The following is a 22,468-nucleotide window of genomic DNA, read 5'->3' as shown; positions in this document are numbered from 1 at the left end:
CTATTAATCGGGATGTCAGCCTTGCAGGCTTGCACCCAGGACTCGCAACGGAACTACCGTTTTGCCATCTGCGGCAGCTGGCGGCTGCTTGAGAACGCCGGACAAGGAGCCCAGGACGATCCCATTGATCACCTCTTGCCTCTGTGTCGGGTTCAGGTCGGATCGATCCAGCCAGGTTGGCAGATTGTTCAGCCAGGAAACGACACCCTGCATCGTTGCCTGGAGCAGCGGCATGGAACCTGTTGCGCCCGCTTCCAGGAGGCGCCGGACGAGTTTCTCCTCATAGCGCTTGCGCAGCTGCCGGATCTGCTCCTGGTGTTGCGGCGAGAGACAACGGAACTCCTGCTCGGCCATCAGAAAATGCAGGCGACGACGCTCGTGAAGGGCGATATGTGCCCGCAGCAATGCCTGGAGGCGGCCGTAGGCGTTGCCCTTCTCTGTCAGCACAGCGGCGTCGAGCAGATCCTCATAGAGCTCCTCGATCACTTCGAACAGCAGCTTCTCCTTGCTCTCGAAATGGTGGTAGAACGAGCCCGCAGCGATACCCAGATGAAGGGCCAGCTCGCGCATACCCACCTGAGCGAAACCACGCTCGGCAAACAGTTCGAGCGCTTTGGTGCGGATCTGCTCGAGGCGCGAGACAGGCTCTTCGCCGGAAGCTGAATATTGCTCCTCGGTCGAAGGGCTGGCGATCAGGCGTTTGGTATTCATATCAACTGGTACCTCGAGCAGAACAATGGCCGACATGCGCGACTTGGAGCGGTGCTGGCCTATCCATGCCCGGCTGCGGCTCAGTTATAGCGATGGAATCCCTGACCGCTCTTGCGACCAAGACGGCCCGCAGCCACCAGCTCCTTCAGCAAGGGTGCAGGGCGGTACTTGGGATCTCCGAACCCCTCCTGGAAGGATTCGAGTATCGCCAGGAGGGTATCCAGGCCAATCAGGTCAGCCAGGGCCAATGGGCCCATCGGTTGGCCGCAGCCAAGCTTCATCCCGGTATCGATATCCTCGGCACTGGCCAAACCTTCCTGCAGAGTGAAAATGGCCTCGTTGATCATCGGCACCAGGATGCGGTTGACCACGAACCCTGGCCTGTTTCCGGCCGTTATCGCCGTCTTGCCGATCCGCGTGGCGAATTCCATGGTCCGGGCATAGGAGGCGTCTGCAGTTTGCAAACCGCGGATCACCTCGACCAAGGTCATCACCGGCACGGGATTGAAGAAATGCAGCCCGATGAAGCGTTCCGGATGACTGACCTGGGCTGCCAGTTGGCTGATGGACAGCGACGAGGTGTTGCTGGCGATGATCGTGTCCGCGCCGACCTGCTCATCGACCTGCTTCAGGATGCGCAGCTTCAACTCCAGACTCTCGGTCGCTGCCTCTATCACAAGGGCGGCCCCTCTCAGGTCGCAATAGTCGGAACTGGTACTGATTTGGCCGAGAGCGGCAACGCCCTCCTCCTCGCTCAGAACGCCCTTCTGAACTTGACGGTCGAGGCTGTTGCCGATGGTCGCGATGGCCTTTTCCAGCGCGGCTCCGGAAATATCGACCAATGTCACTGGCAGGCCAGCAACCGCGCATACCTGCGCAATACCGCTCCCCATTATGCCCGCGCCAATCACGCCAATACGTTCGCTGCTCATACTCAGCCCATCCCTGCTCGATTCAGACGCGCTCGAAGATAGCGGCAATGCCCTGGCCACCGCCGATGCACATGGTCGCCAAGGCGTAACGGCCCTGGATTCGGTGCAACTCGTGGATCGCCTTGGTGACGATGATTGAGCCAGTCGCCCCGACCGGATGGCCGAGGGAGATACCCGAGCCATTCGGATTGACCTTGGCCGGGTCGAAGTCGAGTTCACGGGCGACAGCACAAGCCTGGGCGGCAAAGGCTTCGTTCGACTCGATCACATCCAGGTCGGAAACCTTCAGGCCTGCGCGCTGCAATGCCAAACGGGTGGCCGGAATCGGCCCCAAGCCCATCAGCTCAGGCTCGACGCCGGCATGGGCATAGCTCACCAGACGGGCCAACGGACGCAGGTTGTCGGACTTGATCGCCGCCCCAGTGGCCATGACCATCGCCGATGCGCCGTCGTTGAGACCAGAAGCGTTACCGGCGGTCACCGTGCCGTCCTTCTTGAACGCTGTCTTCATACCGGCCAATTGCTCGAGCGACGTTTCAGCGCGTACATGCTCATCGACCTCGAACAGCTGCGTACCTTTTCGCGTCTTGACCTCGACCGGGACGATCTGGCCGAGGAAATGCCCGTCAGCAATCGCTCGCGCCGCACGCTTCTGGCTCTCCAGCGCCAGGGCGTCCTGCGCCTCGCGACTGATGCCGAGGCGCTCGGAGATGTTTTCGGCGGTAATGCCCATATGAATGCGGTGGAACGGGTCATGCAGGATGCCAAGCATGTAATCGATGGCCTGCATATCCCCGAGGCGACCACCCCAGCGAGCACCGGGAATCAGGTAAGGACCGCGACTCATGGATTCGACACCGCCGCCGATGGCGATTTCGGTTTCACCCAGCAGCAGGCTCTGCGCCGCGGAGATGATCGCCTGCAGTCCGGAACCGCAAAGGCGATTGACGTTGAACGCCGGCGTCTCCTTGGGGATACCGGCATTCATTGCGGCGACCCGAGCAATATAGGCATCCTGCGGCTCGGTCGGAATGACGTTGCCCATCACCACATGCCCAACGCGCTCGGCGGCACAACCGCTACGCTGCAGGGCAGCACTGACCGCAGTCGTGGCCAACTGGGACGGCGGAGTATCCTTGAGCGAGCCGCCGAAGGAACCGATTGCAGTTCTGACAGCGCTGACGATATAGACTTCGGGGTTGGGCATAGGAGACTCCGGTGACATTGGGATCCAACTGGTGCGACTGATTGGTGTCCGGCGTGAACGCCGGGGCGGCACACTGGTCGCGCACGGATCAGTCTAGAGTCGCGATGGTTCGCGGCCTATGCCGAAAATGACGAGTTTGGCTGATGTTTTTTGCAACCCCTGGCGGGGAACCCGCCATGAGCGAGAGCGATGCAAGAGAAGGATTCGGTGTCCCTGTATTTTGTTCAGGCAGCGCTTTATGGGCTGCGCGGGCAACCAGAGCGTATTGAAGCTGTATTGGCCGAGGCGGGAATCCCCGAAGAACAGCTGACTGACAGTTCTACCCGGGTGGCGGCTACGGCGTTCGCCAAATTGTGGCTGGCCGTCGCACGCGAACTGGATGACGAATTTCTTGGCCATGACTCGCACGGCATGCCGACCGGCAGTTTTGCCCTGATCTGCCGAGGGCTGATCCAGGCAACCAGCCTTGGACAGGCACTGCGCCAGTGCCTGAGCGGCCTTCGGCTGTTCCTCAGGGATATCCAGGGCAGCCTCTCCGTGCGCGGCGATCGTGCAGTGATCACGGTGCAGAACAAACGGGACGACCCGTACGTGCGCTGCATCGCCGAGGAGACCTTCCTGACGGTGGTGCTTGGCCTGCTGTGCTGGCTCGCAGGGCGACGCATTCCGATCGACCGCTCGCAATTCCGCCACCCCCGCCCCGCCCATGGCGACGATCACCTGTTCTGGGGACCGAACCTGACCTATGAGGCCATGCAGACGGAAATCGAGTTCGATGCCAGTTACCTCGATCTACCCGTGGTGCAGGACCAGGCTTCGCTCAAGGAATTCCTGCGCACCTCACCGCAATGGTTGATCGTACGTTTCAGCAATCGAGAGGGACTCAGTAACCAGGTCTACAAGCAGCTCCGGCATTGCCGTTATGAGCAATGGCCTACATTGGCCGAGATGGCGGAAGAACGAGGCGTGAGCATCGCCAGCTTCCGCCGCCAACTCCAGCGCGAGGGTTTTTCCTTCCAGGAGCTCAAGGACGAAGTACGCAAGACCACCGCCTTCGAGTGCCTGCGCAACACGGACTTGAGCATCGTGGCCATAGCCGAGAAAGCCGGCTTCCGTGAGGCGAGTGCTTTTCACCGCGCCTTCAAGCAGTGGACCGGAGAGAGCCCCGGTCACTACCGGTCGAAATGGCAAGGGAACGGCTGACCCGCAGCCTCAGAAATCGCGCGAGGCCAGTTACCAATCAGCGGACTCCGCCAGGCTAACCGGGTGGCCACGGGATCGACCACCACCCGCCGCCCGGCGGATGCATTCAGCCCAATCAGCAACGCAAGGACAGAAAGGCCTTCTGAATCAGCGCCTTGCTGCGGCAATGACAATTTTTGATTTCCCTCAATTGCCCTGCCGCCACCATTCTCTTTGGCCATTTCTATGGATCACCTATTAGAGAACGACTTCATGCTCGAATACTTCGCCCTGGGTTTGCTGGTTTTCGTTGGGTTGGTGCTGTTCTACGGGATCATCGTGCTGCACGACATCCCCTATGAAATCGCCGTCCGCCGCAACCATCCGCATCAGGACGCGATCCATGCCACCGGCTGGGTCAGCCTGTTTACCCTGCACGCGCTCTGGCCCTTCCTGTGGATCTGGGCCATGACCTACCGGGAGGACAGGGGCTGGGGCTTCGGCGACGGCAAGTCGCCGCAGGCCCACGTGACCCACCTGGAGCATATGGTGGCGGATTTGCGCCACCGACTGGACCGCCTCGAAAGCCGGCAGGCAGCCTTGCAACCAGAGTCAAGGCTCACCAGGCAGGAGGAGGCCTGACCATGGACCTTCTGCTCATCCTCACCTACACAGCCATCTGCGTCGCCATATTCAAGATATTCCGCATTCCGCTGAACAAGTGGTCGATACCGACTGCGGCCCTGGGCGGCGTGATTCTTATCGGTGCATTGATCTTCACCATGAACTACAACCACCCCTACTCGGAGGTGGCTCGTAGCTATTTCGTTTCCGTCCCGGTGATCCCGGTGGTTTCCGGCCAGGTGATCGAAGTACCGGTGAAGACCAACCAGCCTCTGGAGAAGGATGACGTACTGTTTCGGATCGACCCGACGCCCTTCAAGAATCGGGTGAAATCTCTGCAGGCCCAGCTGGCTTCGGCCAAGACCGACCAGTTCCGTGCCAGTGAGCTGTTCAAGCGTAACGTCGGTAACCGCCGCGACCTGGACATTGTCACCTCGCGTGTGGAAGACCTGCAGGCGCAATTGAACATCGCCCAGTACGAGCTGGACCATACCGTGGTGCGTGCGCCGAGCAAGGGATTCGTCACCCACGTCTCGCTACGTCCCGGAATGATGGCAACCAAGCTGCCGATGCGGCCGTCGATGGTGTTCATCCCTGCCGAGGGACACTACTTCACCTCCTGGATGCGGCAGAACAGCCAACTGCGCCTGACACCCGGTGATGAGGCCGAGGTGGCCTTCGACGGTATTCCCGGCAAGGTCTTCAGCGGCAGGGTTAAACAGGTAATCGCAGTGATCGGCGAAGGCCAGGTGCAGCCTTCCGGCAGCCTGATCAGCTACACAGGTACGCCACCGGCCGGCCGGGTACCTGTGATCATCGAAATCACCGACCCGTCCTTCGAACCCTACAGCAGGCTGATGCCGGGCGGCGCGTACGGCCAGGCGGCGCTCTATAGCGAGCATTTCCACCATGTAGCGGTAATGCGCAAGGTCCTCCTGCGCATGGCGTCTTGGATGAACTACATCTTCCCGTTCCACTGAGTACCGCAGTCGAGCAAGGACGGTCTGCCTGATTCCTGGCAGACCGTCCGAACGGGTTGCCATCGGCCACGATCTGAAGCGGCGGCACTCCGCTCACTGCACCAGAGCCACATTTCCCTGCCTGCCTGCCCGCTCGTGCCACATGGAGAAGCAAAATGGTACCCACCTCCCTTTCTGAACGGATGCTGTCGCGTGATCTACTCGACGTACTGATCCGCGCAGGATTGATCGCTGCCCTGGTCATTTTCTGCTTTCAGATCTTCAATCCCTTCCTCGACTTGATGCTCTGGGCGCTGATCCTGGCCATCACTCTCTATCCTCTGCACGGCGTGCTGAAATCCTGTCTGGGTGGCCGTTCCGGCCACGCGGCAAGCCTGATCGTGCTGGTCACGCTGATGATCTTGATGGTGCCGGTTTACCTCCTGGCCACATCGATCAGCGAGTCTGTCCAGCAAGCCCTGACCATCGTCAAGGGAGGTAGTTTCCACATCCCGCTGCCGGGCGAACACGTGGCCCGTTGGCCGCTCGTGGGACCGAAACTGCACGATTTCTGGCTGCAGGCCGCCACCGATGTGACCAGCCTGATGGAAAAGGTCTTGCCCCATCTGAAGGGCGTAAGCCTGAACCTGCTGGGCAAACTCACCGGTGTCAGTGTGGGCTTCCTTTCGTTCATCGCCGCCCTGCTCATTGCCGGCGTTATCATGGCTTATGGTGAAAACGGCAGCCGCAGCGCGGTACAGATCACTACACGCATTTCCGGCCCGGTCAAGGGACCGCAGATAGCCGAGCTATGCACCGCTACCATCCGTGCGGTAGCGCAAGGCGTAGTCGGCATCGCTTTCATCCAGATGCTGCTGGTCGGGGTCGGATTCGTGGTCATGGGTATCCCGGGAGCAGGTCTGCTGGCCTTGGCCTCCCTGCTGCTCGGCATCATGCAGCTGCCGATGCTGCTGGTTTCCCTGCCGGTGATCGGCTTTGTCTTCGCCACGGAAGGTGCGACCGTGGCGACTATCGTCTTCACGATCTACAACCTCATCGCCGGCCTTTCCGATAACGTGCTGAAACCGCTGCTGCTTGGCCGCGGTGTCGATGTACCTATGCCGGTGATTCTCATCGGCGCGCTGGGAGGCATGGTCACCAACGGCTTCATCGGCCTGTTCATTGGTCCGGTGGTGCTCGCTGTCGGTCACCAACTGTTCTGGCAATGGGTGAAAAGTACGCCGGAAGATGTCGAGCCACGCGAACGTACCAAGACCTGATGTAGGCGCTGATGGCGATCTGGGCTGGGCTGTTCGTGTATCTCGGCGAGTTCGGCCGATTCGAGCCGGCGCTGTACTTTTCCGGGGTCAACTTCGCCACCCTGGGCTATGGCGACATCGTCATGACTGATCGGTGGCACTTGCTGGGTCCCCTGGAGGCGGCCAATGGCATTTTGATGTTCGGCGTTTCGGCAGCCGTTCTGACCGCAGCAGTGATGGAGGAGATCAAGCAGACCGTGGGGCGGCATAGCAATGGACAGTCGGGCTACCGCCATTGAGTTCCTGGACGCCGTTCTCGCCGTCCAATCTGCGAGAACTGGCGTTACCTGGACCTGGTGAAGGTTATCGATCTCTTTCTGCACCAGGTGAGCGGCTCATCGATGAGGCGACGCTGAGTGCCAAACCCCGATCAGTGCGTGGCTGATGGCGGTGCCCTTCCCTTTTCATCTCAGCGCTGAAAAGCCCGGTCCAACCGCTCCCTTGCCTGGGTAGCTTTTTCCGCCAGTGCTGGCTGCAAGTCTTCAACCCGCATCACTTGCGTCCGAGGCACCTTGCCAACATCGATGAAGCTGATGGACTGGGCCAGCGCCTCGTCGGTCACCGCATCCCGGATGTCCGCCTCGAAGAAGACCGAAACCCGGTCACCGGTCGGGGCGTTGTCATTCACGGAGAGCACATCGAGATCGGAGACCGCTGCCTCCGTCGCTGATTGCGGCATTCGTTTCAGGCCCGTCACGGAAAGCTGGATGCGCAACGCCTGGGCCTCTGGTTGGCCGACGAGCTCGTAGCTATTCGACAGCAGCTCCCGACGCAGATACCGCTGGAAATACAGCAGCAGCGTATTGACCTCCTCCGAGGTGAACCGGAGTCCCGAGCCGTCCGAAATCATGAGTCGTGGTGGCTCGAGATACACCCTCTTGCGGTATTTCTCAGCAAGAGAGGTAGCAGGCGCCTGCCAGTAACGTCCATTCTCGTACTCCTCATGGGGCGTTAGAGCCGCGTAATCATTGAGGAAACCTCGGTACTCAGGACGCGACTGCGGATCAGCGGAGCAGCCGGCGAGTAACGCCGCCAGCAACGGGGCAATAGTGCTCAATCTCAGGATCATTTCCTTTACTCGATGCCTCCATCCGTATTGGGTCCAGGTCAGCCGCCGTTGCACACACCGAGGGGCTCAAACGGCCAGGATTGTTCGTTCTGTTCAGAAATAGGTGGGCTCATTGGTCCTGCAGCCCACCTTGGGTCCCGGTGAAGCATCATCAGCGGAAATCTCTAGGCCATCACTGTCGAAGCCCACGAGCGAATCGATCTCATAGCAGTCGATGTCCTCCCCTACCGGTAGCGAAAAGAGCGTCACGGTTTCATCGAGTTCGACCCGATGCACCTCGGAGCCTAGAAACATCCCCCTGGCAAATATCTTGAAGTGCAGGTCGACATACTGGACGTCCTCGTCTTCAGAACGGCTCAGCACACCGACGAAGGTAGCCTCCTCCTCGATTTCTTGAACCCAATGGGCGCGGAGGTGGGGTTGTGCAAGCGCAGCTGTCGAAGCGAAGCAGCCAAGCATCGAAAGCAGCAGCAGGCTCAGGGCTTTCCGGCACCTGAGCAAAAACCTCGCGGGCAGGTACCAGGGCAGCTCGTTCGAACGGCGAGGAGCGTGGACGGCGTGATCGATCATCATGGAGTCTGGACCGCCTCAGACCGGGTCGGATCAACGGCTGGAGACATGTGACGCCTGGGGCGGCAACGCCAGCCACTTGCGCCAACGATCGAGGTCTCCCTTGCTCATTTCAAACAGGTTTCGCGTGTCGAACGCTTCCAGGGAGCTGATGCATCGCTCGAGCGCAGCCTGCCCGTTGCGGCAAGGGTTGTCCGACGGCAGTCGGGTGCCCGTCAGGTAGGTCGCCAGAAAGTAGGAAGCTGCAAATTCCGAAGGAAACGTGTGCGTGCCCCCGGCATGCAGCCAGGCATCCAGCTTCCCGGCGAGTCGCCCGGAATATTCTTTGGCTTCCTCGCTGAAGTCGACCGATGTGCAATCCTTCAGGTAAATATGGCTGGCCCTGTTATTGATAATCCGCCCATGTACCGTGCAGTACAGTCCAACGTTTTCGCCTTCCATCAGTGACCCAGTGTATTTTCCTGAATCGTGGTCCAGCACGGCCTGTACATTCGAGAAAGGACCACTTCCGGGAAGTTCAATGACCACTTCCTCAGTGAAATTTATCCGGACAGCCTGGATCTCACCGCTGACGATTATCTTCTTTCCCTTGTAGAACTCATCCGCCGCCCCCTCACTCTCCCTGTACAACCTCGCAAGTCTGTAACTTGGGAGTCGATCTACCGGATTGATCATGGAGAGTTCAGCCAAGGCCGACTTCCCACCCGAGAGACCTATTAGATAGTCCTGCTCCATTACATGTCGGAAAAAATTTACTCCACCCTGATCGACCATGGGGCCAGGAGCCTTTGCTTTATCGGCTTCCATTGATCCGTTCTCGATAAGCGACTTGAAGTATTCGGACACCTTTTCCAGATCCTTGGGCAAGGCGCCTGGAATTTGCGAGCTTACCGAGACATAGAATCCAGTAAAAAAGAGCGGAAAAGCCAAAGTCGCGAAAACGACTCCATTGATTGATTTTCCAACGAAACGCCGAACGAGGCGCCAGAAGTCCGGGCACAACAGGATAGCCGCAAGGAACATGGCCAATCCCCCGAAGAAGGAGCTATTGATGGCCCCTACGGACATGATTGCCAGGAGGATGCAGGAAACCCAGCAAAATAACCGGAAAACACTCTCAGCTTTCAACTGTCTTCTCTCGCCGTACAGGTAGGAAACAAAAAGCCACGGACAGCCTGATCTCTGATCATTCTTCGCAGCACGACCCGGAGATTATTATCGAGAAAGAAACAAATAAAAGTTAACAATGATTATTTTTTATCAATTTATCTATTCAACATTGAAGGCAGTATTCAGCCTTGCGACTGAATAAGTAATATCCATGCATTGCACCCAAGCAGGGCAAACCAGACCTCGAAGTCATCAAGATGCAGAACAAATGCGAAACTTCACACAATTAGTCTTTACCTTCATCGCCATATTCTTTGCACTTAAACTTTCCGGCTGCGCAGTAAATCCGCCAACGGACCAAGGCAACATTTGCTCGATATTCCTTGAAAAATCAGGATGGCACGAAAGTGCACTGGATATGCAGGAGCGCTGGAAAGTTCCGCTGTACGTGCCAATGGCATTCATGCAACAGGAGTCGAGTTTTCGAAGCGACGCGCTTCCACCCAAACGCTACTTGATAGGCGTCATTTCGTGGGGACGGTTAAGTTCCGCTTACGGATATAGCCAGGCAAAGGACGACACCTGGGATGACTATCGCAAAGAGACAGGTCGCTGGCTGGCCGAGCGGGATGATTTCGCCGATGCCATTGATTTCATGGGTTGGTATATCAGCAAGACTCAGAAAGTGAACGGGATCTCCGTCTCGAATGCGAGTGCCCAGTATCTGAATTATCACGAAGGCTGGAGCGGCTACCGCAAGCGCAGCTATGAGCAGAAACCTTGGCTGAACGCTGTAGCCGGGCGGGTTGAGGATCGGGCCGAGAGGTACAACCAGCAATACCAGGGGTGCAAAAGCAGCTTGCCGGACGGGTTCCTCGAGTGGCTATCCAGTCCCTGACGAGCAGGGACTGACCATTGGAGATCGTTCGCGCCGCACCGCTGAAGCCGGACAAATCTCTCCGTTCGGGGGAGATTCGTCATGGTTCAACTCATCGATTCAGGCAACGGACGAAATCCAGCTCCCGAGCGTAATAACAGATCGTGTTCTCCCCCCGCGTCGGAAGGAACTCAAGGTTCAGGGGCGCCCCCTTAACGAGGCTATATTGGCGGCCGAAGATCACATCCGGAACCTCGCTCAGCTCGGCAGTGGGATGGGTACGGGTGCTCTTGGTCTCCTGTATCTCGACCTCAAGGCTTCGCCGTCCTGAACTCACAGTCCTTGCTACGAGCGACGCATAACTTACGTTCGATTGCGCCTTTTCCATCATGGCGATACTCAGGGTGTCGCCAATGATCAACCGTTCTTCCACGCGGATTACCTGGCCACCGTTCAGGAAAATGACATTCGCACCGTGATAGGAAACGCCCTCCGTATAGACAGGCCGATCGAAGACGATTCCGCCCAACGCCAGCAAGGCCAGGGTCGAGAGGATGAACAGGTGCTTGAAGTGCGCGATGCTCATAGACCGCTCCCCAAGCACTTCCTGACCATTTCGAGCTTCAGATCGCCCATCTTGTTATCTTCTGAAAACATCAGGTTGCCTGTCTGGCCATCCGCCCTTACACAACTCAAGTCATAGAGCCTGTTCGACTTGTTGACCCAGACTTCGCCACTCAAGTGCTCAACCCGGGCTTCCAGGACGGCCTTGAACTCCGCCATGTTCCTTGCAAGCTCCTGTTCGTCGATACCGATAAAGCGGTACGTCACCTGCCCGATACCAACACTTTTGACCACCAGTTCGGAACCCACTCCGTCGAACAACCCGCTTCTGTAGGAAAAAACCACGGCGAGCAGGCAGAACATCAGCACATAAGCTGGAACCAGCAAGACTCGCCATTCGAATGGCTTCCCCTCTTGGCGAAATACTCGCGGCAGCTCCGGCTCAATGGGCATGACCTCAGCCTTGCCTGGCTCGCCGAGGTCTTCTGGCGAAGTCTCATCACCAGCTGGACTGGGGGCATTGCCGGTCTCGTCAGGCACATAGCTGGCGTTGAATCGATAACCACGCCTGGGAACAGTTTGCAGTAACTCGTGATCGCGACCGTCATTGATCAGGTTGCGCAATGTAAAAATCGCCTGATTCAAACTGCCGGCGGCGACGACGCGGTTTTCCCACGCATACTCCATGATCGTATTTCGACTTTTTATTTCCCCAGGCTCCAACAGCAGCAATTGCAGCAATCGGGATTCTGCATAGGCCAGAGTAACGGAATTAACTTCTCCGCCCTGCGTACTGATACTCAGTTGATTGTTTGCAGTGTCCAGAGTCGCCGAATCGCCGTTCTTCAATAAAAAATTAAACTTGCTTTTCATGATCTGTAGTGAGTCTTGCAGGGAAATGAATGATCGCCAGGCGGTTGAATGATTTTCCCGCACAATACACGTCAAAAAACCATTAACAACGAAAAATGATAGTTTTTGATTATATACATCAAGCTCATCCGGTGCAAATTAATCACACTTCCAGCCATGAGTGTAAGGCCATGTTTCGCCGCATCATCCCCACTATCGACCGCCACGGTTATCCCGCGTCAGGCGGGCCTGGCTCATAACGTCCACGGGCGATCCAGCCTGAAAAGTAGCTCTTTGAGTGTACCAGCAACGCTCCACTACCTAGCGATAACAGCAAGCACAGCACTCCTGCTGCAACTTCCTGGCAACCCAGGTCAGGTTCCAGTGGACACATGACCACGCTGTACCTAATTGGTATTTGACCAAATTTAAAGCTGAGGAATCCTGCGTGAACACAAAAGCACTTTCCCTAATCACCCTCACGTTATCGCTGGGGGGCTGCTCATTTGCGCCAAAGTTCGATTCCAGCTATTCGGAACAATTTGATGGAAATCATGTAGTTTCCCAGCCCAAGGACAGTAAAGACATGATTTACTGGAAGAAGAACATCAATTTTGCTTCCAATTATGACAAGAAGATATTCCTCAACTCGACCGAACTGGTTACAAATCTCGATGGAGGCTCTCCAGACATAGAGTCGACGGCCGAAACGAGGAAGATCGTCGATCGATTCCACTCTCAACTGCAACGCGAACTTTTATTCGCAGGCTACACACTGGTAGACAAGCCGGTTCCGCGGTCTCTCGCGCTCAAGGTCTCGATAGCGGACATGAAGCGAGCGCCACGTGATATGAGCGTACTGGAGTACCTCCCAATCGGTTTCATCGTCGGCCTGGGTATGCAGAAAACAGGCTTCCGTGATGAAACGCTGTATCTGTTCTTCAAGACCGAAGTTTCCGACGGCATGAATGGCGATACATTCGGCCAGGCCGTTAACAGAGTGCGCGGTGCGGACTTGGCGCCGTCCGCGTCACCTGCTGTCAAAGACCTCTACCCCGCGATTGACGCCAAGGCGCGACAAATTCGCGAGCGGTTGGATCAAGAGTTCAAAGGTGATCACGCCCTGCAGGCCACCTTCAATTAACCCAGCCCCACAAATAGGACCAATCAGGTAGAACGATGAAATTCGGAAAACACCTTGCTGCAACGCTGCTAACCGTTGTCTCGATATGTGCCGAGGCGGATGACAGGGGACTCTACGTCGGTGGTGGCGTGACCCGCGTGGAAACAGATGAACACGCTCTCGGCGACAGTGACAGCAGCTACAAGGCTTTTGCGGGCTACCGCCTGAATCAATACCTGGCATTCGAAGGCGCTATTGTTGACCTGGGCAGCTTCTCAGGCGATGGAAAAGAATTCGAAGGGCACTCCGTCCAGGCAGCCGTACACCTCGGCGTTCCAGTTGGCGACAGGGTTCGCCTCTTTGCCAGCGGCGGCGTCCATGCATGGGACGCCGAAGAGGAAACCGCCGGTGATGACAATGACCTGGACCTCACCTACGGTGCCGGGATCGAAGTTGATCTCTTCAGGAACGTCGGCGTACGCCTGGAGCAGGAGGTCCTGAAGGTTGGCGACATCGAGCTGGACCAGACCAGCGCATCTGCTTACTTCCTCTTCTAATGCACTCCAGGGCGGCTCGTGCGCTTGCTTCGAGCCGTCCCTCCTCCACCAGCCCTGCTTCGCCTATTCCCGCCCCTTCAGCCTTTGCCAAGGCTCCCGCTCGTGCCGCTGAGCTTTTCCTTCTGTCGCTGCTCGACCAGCTTGTACGCTACATAGTGCTTGTAGACGCTGTTGACGTAATTCACGGTCTCACTTCCCAGGAGCTGTCCGGCCGAGCGCTCGACATTGCGGAACCAAATGTCCGGGTCCAGGCCACTTTCCTGCGCCTGGCGCCTGATCTTTCGCAAATTGCCCGGCCCCGCGTTGTAGGCAGCCAGCAGCATGAACACCTTGTTGTCCGGTGTCAGCCCTGGGTCATCCAGGTAGGTATCTGCCAGGAATCTCAAGTATTTGCTGGCGGCCTCGACATTCCTGTCAGCACTGGTCGTGACGCCCGCTACCCGCACATTGGGATCCGCTGCCGTACTCGGAAGCACCTGCATGATGCCGACGGCGCCTCGTTCGCTGCGTGCACGCTGATTCAGCCGCGACTCCTGGAACGCCTGCGCCATCAACATCAGGGGATCGAGGCCATACTTTTGCGCATGATTGTTAAAAGCGTGGTCCAGCGCCTTGAACGCCTTCCGCTCCGCCAGCGTCGCGTTATCGGTCAGCAGTTGGCCTTTTCTGATCTGCCGTTCAAGGAGCCGCTTGCCGAAGTCAGTATCGGCACGGTGCTCTTTGATGAACTCCGACAACACGGACTTGAGCAATGGGTTGCTCTCGCGCAGCGCCCACGCGTACTCACCGCTGTCGCCCAGGTACAGCCCCTGATTGACGTGGAGGTCGTGGAGAACAGATTGCCACGCCTGTGCCACATAGCGGTCCACCACCGTGGCTGCCACCAAGCCGGCATTGACCATCGCCAGCAGGTCCTCCGGCTCCCGGCTGTCCGGCACAGGGATGATTCTGATGGCGGGCAAACCTCGTTCCTGAAGCGACTGACTCAAATTGATCAGGCTCCGGAAATGGCTGCTGAATGCCCGCACCGCGACTTTCTGGCCCGCCAGTTGATCCAGGCTGGCCAGGTCGCCCCCCGCCGGACCGGTCACGATGACTTGATGGACGTCGAAGGAAAAGGCATCGGTAAAGGCAACCGCCCCCAGATGCGGTTCATCCTCCGCCATGATTCCACCAGCGGCGATGTCTCCCTGCCCGCTGAGTAACCCGGGGATCAACATGTCCCGCGTCACTGGAATGAACATGACATGCCAACCTTGCACCCGCCCCTTCTGCGGGTAGGTTCTATTCAACCAGCGTTCGAGTGCAGTGCCGAACTCGTAGCTGATGCCCTTCTGCCGGCCTCGCTCGATGTGGAAGTAGGTTTTGCTGTAGGGGACAAGGATACGCAGCATGCGACGCTCCCGAATACGATCGAAATCATCGGTTCGGGCTACTGGAATATCCAGGGCCGGGGGGGCGCTCATGAACTCGCTGGCTATCAGGCCGTCACGGCTCTGCCAGCTATCCGCCGCGGCGGGGCTGATGGTCAGGGCGGCAAAGGAAAACAGGGCGAGACGGGCAGGTGCGCCAAGGGTCGAGCGCAAGGAAGGGCGGAGCAGGCAGGACACCACAGGTATCTCCATCGACGGTTTGAATTCATGGCTCCCTGGCGACACGCCCGCCTGCGATGGGACCAAAACCCCGGCGATGATTCGAATCAAAAATCGTCAATTTCAACAATGAACGCTCTCGGATAGAGCGTTGTGACGGTGTCCACCTCTCCCAGAATTGGCACCTGACATACCCGACCCTCATCCAGCAGCCGCAGTCCCTGGAGGAAGAACTCGACCTGCAGCTCACCCTCGCCTACCTCACCATCAACCTCGATGCCGCCCACGGAAGAACTCGATCAGGCCCTGGGTCGAGCCATCTTCGGCGGCCGCGTCTTCCTGGCCGACCAGGCGCGAGTAGACGCCCTTGCCCAGCTCCTTGCCCAGTTCCACGCCCCACTGGTCGAAGGCGTTGATGCCCCAGAGCACGCTCTGCACATACACCTTGTGCTCGTACATGGCGATCAGTGCGCCCAGGCGGCGCGGACTGATGCGCTCCATGACCAGCGTGTTGCTGGGGCGGTTGCCCGGCACCACCTTGTGCGGCGCCAGGCGCTGCACTTCGTCTTCGGACAGGCCCTTGGCGCGCAGTTCGGCCTCGGCTTCCGCGCGGGATTTGCCGAGCATCAGCGCCTGGCTCTGCGACAGGCAGTTGGCGAACAGCCACTGATGGTGATCGGCCACCGGGTTGTAGCTGCTCACCGGGACGATGAAGTCTGCCGGAATCAGGTGCGTGCCCTGGTGCAGCAACTGGTGGTAGGCGTGCTGGCCGTTGCAGCCCACGCCGCCCCAGATCACCGGGCCGGTGCCGGCGCTGACCGGGCTGCCGTCCTGGCGCACGCTCTTGCCATTGGACTCCATGTCCAGTTGCTGCAGGTGATCGGTGAAGTTCCGCAGATAGTAGTCATAAGGCAGGATGGCGTGGCTTTTCGCGCCCCAGAAGTCGCCATACCAGACGCCCAGCAGGCCGAGGACTACCGGGATGTTGCGCTCGAACGGCGTGCTCTGGAAGTGCTGGTCCATGCTGTAGGCGCCGGACAGCAGCTCCTTGAAGTTGGAAATGCCGATGGACATGGCGATCGGCAAGCCGATGGCGGACCACAGCGAGTAGCGGCCACCGACCCAGTCCCACATGGGGAAGATGTTCTCTTCGCGGATGCCAAAACCGACGGCGGCTTCCTTGTTGCTGCTGACCGCGATGAAGTGGCGGTACAGCTCTTCCTCGCTGCCGCCCTGGGCCAGGTACCAGGCGCGCGCGGCGTGGGCATTCTTCAAGGTTTCCAGTGTGCTGAACGTCTTCGACGAGACGACGAACAAGGTGGTCTGGGCGTTGAGCCTGCCCGTCAGCTCATGAAATTCGCTGCCATCGATGTTCGCCAGGTAGTGGCAACGGACGCCTTTCTGGGCGAAGGGCAGCAAGGCCTCAGAGACCAGTTGTGGGCCAAGGAAGGAGCCGCCGATCCCGATGTTTACCACATCGGTGATGGGTTTATCGGTGTAGCCGCGCCACAGGCCGTTGTGCACGGCGCCGACCAACTCGGTCATCTGGTGCAGCACGCGGTGCACTTCGGGCATTACGTCGACGCCATCGACCAGCACCTTGTCGCCGATCGGTCGGCGCAAGGCGGTGTGCAGCACCGGGCGGCGTTCGGAAGCGTTGATCATGTCACCGCGGAACATCGCCTTGATCGCATCGCCAAGTTGCGCCTCTTCGGCCAGCTTCACCAGCAATTCCAGGCTGTCGCTTCGGATCAGGTTTTTCGAGAAGTCGAGGAAAAGGCCGCAGGCATTGAGGGAGAAACGGTCAAAACGCTGCGGGTCATCAGCAAATGCATGACGCAGACTGAATTGCTGCATCTCATTGCGGTGGTTCGCCAGTGCTCGCCAGGTTTCAAGGCGAGTTGCGTCGAGGGGAGCCAGGTGGTGAGGTTGGGTATGCACGCTAGTGGAACCTCCAGGTAGAGAACTTGTGAGGGCGAATTCATTCGCTATGCAGGCCGCAGGCCTGCCATGAAAGTCCCATGGGGGGGGCACTGCATGCCCCTCAGCGAATGAATTCGCCCCCACAACAAGCAAGCAGAGCCTCCGCCGGTATCACCCCAGCAGCTTCAGCGCCTCGGCCGAGGACGTTTCGACGCGCTGCCAATCGCCTTCGCGAATCCAGGTCTTGTCCATCATCCAGGTACCGCCAACGCACATCACATTGGGCAGCGCCATGTAGTCACGCAGGTTGCCCGGGTTGACGCCGCCCGTGGGGCAGAAGCGGATGCCCGGGAAGGGGCCGCCGAAGGCCTTGAGGGCCTTGATGCCACCGCAAATCTCGGCAGGGAACAGCTTGAAGCGGCGGTAACCGAGGGCATAGCCGAGCATGATTTCCGAGGCGCTGCTGATGCCGGGGATCAGCGGCAATGGGCTGTAGACGCCCGCGCGCAACAGTTCGGCGGTGCAGCCCGGGGTCACGACGAACTGCGCCCCAGCGGCCTCGGCTTCGGCAAGCATCAGTTCGTCGAGCACGGTGCCGGCACCGATGCACAGCTCGGGGCGCTGCTCGCGCAGCAGGCGGATGGCGGCGAGGCCGTGCTCCGAGCGCAGGGTGATTTCCAGGGTGCGCAGGCCGCCGGCGGCCAGGGCATCGGCCAGCGGCAGGATGTCCTGTTCACGCTCGATGGTAATCACCGGCAGGATACGCGCGGCGTCACAGAGCTGATCGATCAGGGCAACCTTGTCGACCATACAGGGAACGGTTTCGCGATGGCTGGCCCGGCTGAGGGGAATGCTGATCATGGACGGTCCTTCGGGCTCAGGGGCACCGGTAGTATCTCAGGAAGTGTGTAAAGCAACGTGGCCAGTGGCAGATTCAAGGCTAGACGCGAGGCACTTGTTGATATTTAACCTATCAAAAAGACCTTTTACGTTGTTTCTAAACCTGAAAGCCCAAGCTAATGTAGTAATAATAACAACATTTTCCAAGCCAGATCACCCCTCCCGGATGGAAATTTATCAAGCACAACAAGTCAGCTCGGCCACCAGCGTCCGGCCCGGCACGAACCCGCCAGCAGCAAGCACTCGGGCCTCAATGCAGGTATTCAGGAACGGGACCTTGCTGAGACCGGCCTATCCGCCCGGGCAGCCCCGGGCACGGTTTCAGCCCACCTTGGCTTTCAAGCTCAGTCGCGCCTCTTCGCCGGGCGCCAGGTTCAGGCTGTCCTGGCCACAGGCTGCCGCTTCCACGGCGACAAACCCCAAGCCTTCAGCCCAGCTCACATCACTGAGCGGCTGAGTGCCGGGATGCCAGACCACCGTGTTGGCATTGCCACCCCCATCGATGCAGATACGCCGCTGCCAGCCGGCATCCTGGATAGTTACCTTGCCGCCCCGGCGGAACACGCGGTGGCAGCCATCGATGATGCGCAGCTCGCCTTCCTGTCTGCAGGGCTCGCGGGCCAGCAGGTCGCGGCCTTCGGCGCCGTCCAGGCCGAGCAGCCCGACCCGCGCCACATCCGATACCCGCCAATAGGCATGCAGCGCATGACTGAGTACGCAGGCTTCACTGTCGCGGTGGCGGGTGGTGAGTCGCAGGTTCATCTCATCGCCCAACTCCGCCTCCAGCTCCACCACCCAGTCGTGCAGTTCCAGCCGCCAGTTCAGGCGCACGCCGGTGGCGTCCGCCTCCTTGCCGGTCAAACGCCAGTCGCTCAACCGCGCCCAGCCGTGGTGCGGCCAGCCGCTCTCCATTGGGTGACGGCCGAACCAGGGCCAACACACCGGCACGCCACCACGGATGGCGCCGATCCTCGGCCAGCGCGCGGCGCACCAGAGCAACGGGCGTTCGCCACGCGGCTGGAAGTGCAGCAACTGCCCGCCCTGGCGGCTGAACACCGCCGTGCAACGCGGGTGCTCCACCAGCAGGAGCTCGCGGCCCTGCTGCTCGGTCCAACGAAACGGCTGACCGTCGACTGGTCGCAGTAGCGCCAACAAAGGGGAATCGAGGCACTCCCCTTCCTGGGCTTTCTGCAAGCGGGCCCGGCGCCGCTCCTCCTGCAAGGCCACCTTCACTTCAGGCCCTCCAGGTTGCGGGTGAAGGCGCTGGCACCTTGCTCGGCCGAGCTGAAGGCCTCGCGCATGAAGGCGAACAGTTCGCGCCCGGTGCCGACGTTGGCCTCCAGGTCCCAGGGCGCCGCTTCACGCGCGGCGAACGCCTCGGCGTCCACCAGCACCTCGAGGGTACCGGCATGCCCATCGACGCGGACGATGTCGCCATCGCGCAGGCGCGCCAGCGGACCACCGTCGAACGCTTCCGGGCAGACATGGATGGCCGCCGGGATCTTGCCGGAGGCGCCGGACATGCGCCCATCGGTGACCAGTGCCACCTGGAAGCCCCGGTCCTGCAGCACGCCGAGGTACGGCGTCATCTTGTGCAGCTCCGGCATGCCGTTGCTGCGCGGACCCTGGAAGCGCATCACCGCCACCAGGTCGCGCTCCAGCTCGCCAGCCTGGAAGGCATCGGCCAGCGCCTGCTGGTCATGGAAGACCCGCGCCGGGGCGACCACCACCTGATGCTCGGGGGCCACGGCGGACACCTTCATCACCCCGCGACCGAGGTTGCCCACCATCACCCGCAGGCCGCCCTCCGGCGAGAAGGGCCGCGCCACCGGGCGCAGGATGCTCTCGTCGAGGCTCTGGGTGGCGCCTTCGCGCCAGACCAGCTGGCCATCTTCGAGGAACGGCTCCTGGGTGTAACGGCGCAGGCCACGCCCCATCACGGTGTTGACGTCTTCGTGCAGCAGCCCGGCGTCGAGCAGTTCGCGCACCAGGAAGGCCACGCCGCCGGCGGCATGGAAATGGTTGATGTCGGCCTTGCCGTTCGGATAGACGTGGGCCAGGGTCGGCACCACCTCGGAGAGGTCGGCCATGTCCTGCCAGGTGAGCTGGATGCCCGCCGCCTGGGCGATCGCCGGCATGTGCAGGGTGTGGTTGGTGGAGCCGCCGGTGGCGTGCAGGGCGACGATGGAGTTGATCAGCACGCGCTCGTCGATCAGCTCACCGATCGGCAGGAACTGCCCGCCCTGCCGGGTCAGACGGGTGACCTGGCGCGCGGTCTCGACGGTCAGCGCCTCGCGCAGCGGGGTGTTCGGGTTGACGAAGGACGCGCCCGGCAGGTGCAGGCCCATGATCTCCATGAGCATCTGGTTGGTGTTAGCGGTGCCGTAGAAGGTGCAGGTGCCGGGGCTGTGGTAGGCCGCCATTTCCGCCGCCAGCAGCTCGTCGCGACTGGCCTTGCCCTCGGCGTAGCGCTGGCGCACTTCGGCCTTTTCCTTGTTCGACAGGCCGGACGGCATGGGCCCGGCCGGCACGAAGATCGACGGCAGGTGGCCAAAGCGCAACGCGCCCATCATCAAGCCGGGGACGATCTTGTCGCAGATGCCGAGGAACAGCGCGGCATCGAACATGTTGTGCGACAGCGCCACGGCGGTGGACATGGCGATCACCTCGCGGCTGGCGATGCCCAGCTCCATGCCCGGCTCGCCCTGGGTGACGCCGTCGCACATGGCCGGCACGCCGCCCGCCACCTGGCCCACCGAGCCGATGTCGCGCAGCGCCTGCCTGATCCGTTCCGGGTAGTGCTCGTAGGGCTGGTGCGCCGAGAGCATGTCGTTGTAGGCGGTGACAATGGCCACGTTGGCCGCGTCCATCAGGCGCAGGCGCTGCTTGTCGCCACTGCCGCAACCGGCCACGCCGTGGGCAAAGTTGGCGCATTGCAGCTTGCCGCGTTGCGGCCCCTCGCTGGCCGCCTGATGGATCATCGCCAGATAGCGATCGCGGGTCGCGCGGCTGCGCTCGATCAAGCGCTCGGTTACCTCAAGGACGCGGGGATGCATGGTTCGACTCCAGGCGCTAAACGGGTTTGGCGTCAAACGCAACATTCCTGTCGCAATTGAGGCCGTAGGAGAAAAAACAATCTGGGTGCTGTAGGGGTGCCCGCGTCAAAGGCGGCCAAAGGCGCGCCGCCAACGAGCTGAAGCCCTGAACGGATGACTGCAGTCAGTCAGCTGCTCTCTCGAATCACCAACTCGAAGCCCATGTCCTGAACCGGCTCCTCGACCACCTTGCCGGCGATCAAGGTGAGCATCTGCTCGGCCGCACGGCGACCGATGGCTTCACGCGGAGTGCGAATACTGCTGAGGCGCGGCACCATGAAGGCCGAGCTGGGCAGGTCGTTGAAACCAAGTACCGCGACCTGTTCGGGAATCTTCACACCACGACGCATGGCCTCCAGCAAGGCGCCTTGGGCCAGGTCGTCGTTACAGAAGAAGATGCCGTCGATCTGCGGGTGACTGGTCAGCAACTGAGTGAACAACTCCCCGCCCAAACCAACGGAAGACGGCCGCGGCGTCAGTACTTCCAGACCCGGATCATAGAGCCCGGCCTTCTGCAGGGCGCGACGGAACCCTTCACCGCGCAGCAGGGTGCGCTGATCGAGCTGCGCGCCGACAAATGCCAGGCGGCGCCTCCCGCGCGACAGCAAATGTTCGGCGGCTGTCGCACCGGCCTGCAACTGCGAGAAACCCACGCAGTTCAGCCCGGAGCCTGAGTCCAGGTCCATCATGTAGACGCATGGCACACCGCTGGCCTCAATCATCCGACGCGCGCTTTCGGTCCGCTCGAAACCCGTCAGCAACAGACCGCGCGGCTGATAAGCGAGGTAATTGCGGATCAGGTCTTCCTCTTCGTCGCGCGAGTAGTGGAAGTTGCCGATCAGCACTTCCAGCCCCTTGGGTCGCAATACCGCATGGATAGCCTCAAGGGTATCGACGAACAGTTGGTTCGCCAGCGAGGGAACCAGCACCACCACGGCCTGGCTCTGGGCTGACGCCAGGGCACGTGCCGCGGGGTTGACCACATAGCCCAACTCGCGGGCGGCCTCCCGGACTTTCTGCGCCAGATCCTCCGCAACAGTCGTGATGCCGCGCAACGCCCTGGAGGCGGTAATCGGACTGACGCCAGCACGCCGCGCCACTTCGTTGAGGGTCGGGCGTCCCGTGGTACGGCTATTCTTGTCGCTGTTGGCAGATGTCATGGGCCTGCTTGTCAAACAAAAACTTCGGCATTAAGGTAGCGCTGTCTCGAGGGTCCGGCAATTGCCTGAACACATTTCCTGACCCGGCCTGCTCGAGATTGCCCCAGCGGCCATCCACAAAAATGACAAAATGCGGCGCCAG

General features: G+C 60.1%; 22 protein-coding genes and 1 pseudogene. 8 read left to right on the top strand and 15 right to left on the bottom strand.

The window, feature by feature from the left end:
- Positions 1-15 precede the first annotated feature (15 nt).
- The 3 genes from OXH74_RS21250 to OXH74_RS21240 form a co-directional block, all read right to left on the bottom strand.
- Positions 16-711 carry a TetR/AcrR family transcriptional regulator gene (locus OXH74_RS21250; RefSeq protein ID WP_375738724.1) on the bottom strand — a complete coding sequence of 232 codons (696 nt, stop codon included), beginning with the start codon at positions 709-711 and terminating at the stop codon, positions 16-18.
- 80 nt (positions 712-791) lie between these two features.
- Complete coding sequence (locus tag OXH74_RS21245; RefSeq protein WP_375738723.1) at positions 792-1,643, bottom strand: 3-hydroxybutyryl-CoA dehydrogenase; 852 nt, start codon at positions 1,641-1,643, stop codon at positions 792-794.
- Between the two features lie 22 nt (positions 1,644-1,665).
- Positions 1,666-2,850 (bottom strand): acetyl-CoA C-acyltransferase family protein, encoded by a 1,185-nt coding sequence (locus OXH74_RS21240; RefSeq protein ID WP_375738722.1) that lies wholly within the window; start codon positions 2,848-2,850, stop codon positions 1,666-1,668.
- Between the two features lie 189 nt (positions 2,851-3,039).
- Between OXH74_RS21240 and OXH74_RS21235 the strand changes: the two genes are divergently transcribed.
- From OXH74_RS21235 to OXH74_RS21215, 5 genes and pseudogenes are all read left to right on the top strand, one after another.
- Positions 3,040-4,053, top strand: coding sequence for an AraC family transcriptional regulator (locus OXH74_RS21235; RefSeq protein ID WP_375738721.1), 1,014 nt, complete (start codon positions 3,040-3,042; stop codon positions 4,051-4,053).
- 252 nt (positions 4,054-4,305) lie between these two features.
- Positions 4,306-4,674, top strand: a complete 369-nt coding sequence (locus tag OXH74_RS21230; RefSeq protein WP_375741659.1) for a DUF3302 domain-containing protein — start codon at positions 4,306-4,308, stop codon at positions 4,672-4,674.
- A 2-nt stretch (positions 4,675-4,676) separates the two neighbouring features.
- Positions 4,677-5,636 carry an HlyD family secretion protein gene (locus OXH74_RS21225; RefSeq protein ID WP_375738720.1) on the top strand — a complete coding sequence of 320 codons (960 nt, stop codon included), beginning with the start codon at positions 4,677-4,679 and terminating at the stop codon, positions 5,634-5,636.
- A gap of 155 nt (positions 5,637-5,791) precedes the next feature.
- The gene (locus OXH74_RS21220; protein ID WP_375738719.1) at positions 5,792-6,895 is read left to right on the top strand and encodes an AI-2E family transporter; all 1,104 of its coding nucleotides are present in this window, start codon (positions 5,792-5,794) and stop codon (positions 6,893-6,895) included.
- 11 nt (positions 6,896-6,906) lie between these two features.
- Positions 6,907-7,173 (top strand): annotated as a pseudogene (locus tag OXH74_RS21215) (potassium channel family protein); the annotation flags it as partial.
- 170 nt (positions 7,174-7,343) lie between these two features.
- Here OXH74_RS21215 and OXH74_RS21210 read toward each other — a convergent pair.
- The 3 genes from OXH74_RS21210 to OXH74_RS21200 all read right to left on the bottom strand — a co-directional run bounded on the left by OXH74_RS21210 (position 7,344) and on the right by OXH74_RS21200 (position 9,701).
- Positions 7,344-8,003 carry a DUF3313 family protein gene (locus tag OXH74_RS21210; RefSeq protein WP_375738718.1) on the bottom strand — a complete coding sequence of 220 codons (660 nt, stop codon included), beginning with the start codon at positions 8,001-8,003 and terminating at the stop codon, positions 7,344-7,346.
- Positions 8,004-8,096: 93 nt separating this feature from the next.
- Positions 8,097-8,576, bottom strand: a complete 480-nt coding sequence (locus OXH74_RS21205; RefSeq protein WP_375738717.1) for a hypothetical protein — start codon at positions 8,574-8,576, stop codon at positions 8,097-8,099.
- A 30-nt stretch (positions 8,577-8,606) separates the two neighbouring features.
- A complete protein-coding gene (locus tag OXH74_RS21200; RefSeq protein ID WP_375738716.1) occupies positions 8,607-9,701 on the bottom strand; it encodes a hypothetical protein in 1,095 nt (364 codons plus the stop codon).
- Positions 9,702-9,951: 250 nt separating this feature from the next.
- Between OXH74_RS21200 and OXH74_RS21195 the strand changes: the two genes are divergently transcribed.
- A complete protein-coding gene (locus OXH74_RS21195; protein ID WP_375738715.1) occupies positions 9,952-10,581 on the top strand; it encodes a hypothetical protein in 630 nt (209 codons plus the stop codon).
- A 91-nt stretch (positions 10,582-10,672) separates the two neighbouring features.
- Here OXH74_RS21195 and OXH74_RS21190 read toward each other — a convergent pair whose 3' ends face one another.
- Positions 10,673-11,146 carry a hypothetical protein gene (locus tag OXH74_RS21190; protein WP_375738714.1) on the bottom strand — a complete coding sequence of 158 codons (474 nt, stop codon included), beginning with the start codon at positions 11,144-11,146 and terminating at the stop codon, positions 10,673-10,675.
- Entirely contained in the window at positions 11,143-11,997 is an 855-nt protein-coding gene (locus tag OXH74_RS21185) for a transcriptional regulator (protein ID WP_375738713.1), read from the bottom strand. The genes OXH74_RS21190 and OXH74_RS21185 overlap by 4 nt, the downstream gene beginning before the upstream one ends.
- 427 nt (positions 11,998-12,424) lie before the next feature.
- On the opposite strand from OXH74_RS21185, the gene OXH74_RS21180 reads away from it, so the two are divergent.
- Together OXH74_RS21180 and OXH74_RS21175 are read left to right on the top strand one after the other, a co-directional pair.
- On the top strand, positions 12,425-13,120 hold the full coding sequence (locus OXH74_RS21180) for a DUF3313 family protein (protein ID WP_375738712.1): 696 nt from the start codon (positions 12,425-12,427) through the stop codon (positions 13,118-13,120).
- A 35-nt stretch (positions 13,121-13,155) separates the two neighbouring features.
- The gene (locus OXH74_RS21175) at positions 13,156-13,656 is read left to right on the top strand and encodes an outer membrane beta-barrel protein (RefSeq protein ID WP_375738711.1); all 501 of its coding nucleotides are present in this window, start codon (positions 13,156-13,158) and stop codon (positions 13,654-13,656) included.
- 77 nt (positions 13,657-13,733) lie between these two features.
- Here the strand turns inward: OXH74_RS21175 and OXH74_RS21170 are convergent, their stop codons facing one another.
- From OXH74_RS21170 to OXH74_RS21140, 7 genes are all read right to left on the bottom strand, one after another.
- Positions 13,734-15,359: a transglycosylase SLT domain-containing protein gene (locus OXH74_RS21170; protein ID WP_375738710.1), complete on the bottom strand. Its 1,626-nt coding sequence runs from the start codon at positions 15,357-15,359 to the stop codon at positions 13,734-13,736.
- Positions 15,356-15,535: a hypothetical protein gene (locus tag OXH74_RS21165; RefSeq protein ID WP_375738709.1), complete on the bottom strand. Its 180-nt coding sequence runs from the start codon at positions 15,533-15,535 to the stop codon at positions 15,356-15,358. The genes OXH74_RS21170 and OXH74_RS21165 overlap by 4 nt, the downstream gene beginning before the upstream one ends.
- Positions 15,516-17,189, bottom strand: coding sequence for a glucose-6-phosphate isomerase (gene pgi / locus OXH74_RS21160; protein WP_375738708.1), 1,674 nt, complete (start codon positions 17,187-17,189; stop codon positions 15,516-15,518). Before pgi ends, OXH74_RS21165 begins: the two co-directional genes overlap by 20 nt.
- A gap of 153 nt (positions 17,190-17,342) precedes the next feature.
- Positions 17,343-18,032 (bottom strand): bifunctional 4-hydroxy-2-oxoglutarate aldolase/2-dehydro-3-deoxy-phosphogluconate aldolase, encoded by a 690-nt coding sequence (locus OXH74_RS21155; protein ID WP_375738707.1) that lies wholly within the window; start codon positions 18,030-18,032, stop codon positions 17,343-17,345.
- A gap of 360 nt (positions 18,033-18,392) precedes the next feature.
- Positions 18,393-19,265 (bottom strand): D-hexose-6-phosphate mutarotase, encoded by an 873-nt coding sequence (locus OXH74_RS21150; protein ID WP_375741658.1) that lies wholly within the window; start codon positions 19,263-19,265, stop codon positions 18,393-18,395.
- Positions 19,266-19,300: 35 nt separating this feature from the next.
- A complete protein-coding gene (gene edd / locus OXH74_RS21145; protein WP_375738706.1) occupies positions 19,301-21,127 on the bottom strand; it encodes a phosphogluconate dehydratase in 1,827 nt (608 codons plus the stop codon).
- 167 nt (positions 21,128-21,294) lie between these two features.
- Positions 21,295-22,326 carry a LacI family DNA-binding transcriptional regulator gene (locus tag OXH74_RS21140; RefSeq protein ID WP_375738705.1) on the bottom strand — a complete coding sequence of 344 codons (1,032 nt, stop codon included), beginning with the start codon at positions 22,324-22,326 and terminating at the stop codon, positions 21,295-21,297.
- Positions 22,327-22,468 lie beyond the last annotated feature (142 nt).

The sequence above is a fragment of the Metapseudomonas boanensis genome, assembly GCF_042232855.1.
Lineage (GTDB): Bacteria > Pseudomonadota > Gammaproteobacteria > Pseudomonadales > Pseudomonadaceae > Metapseudomonas > Metapseudomonas boanensis.
This window is presented reverse-complemented; position numbering and strand designations above follow the sequence as displayed.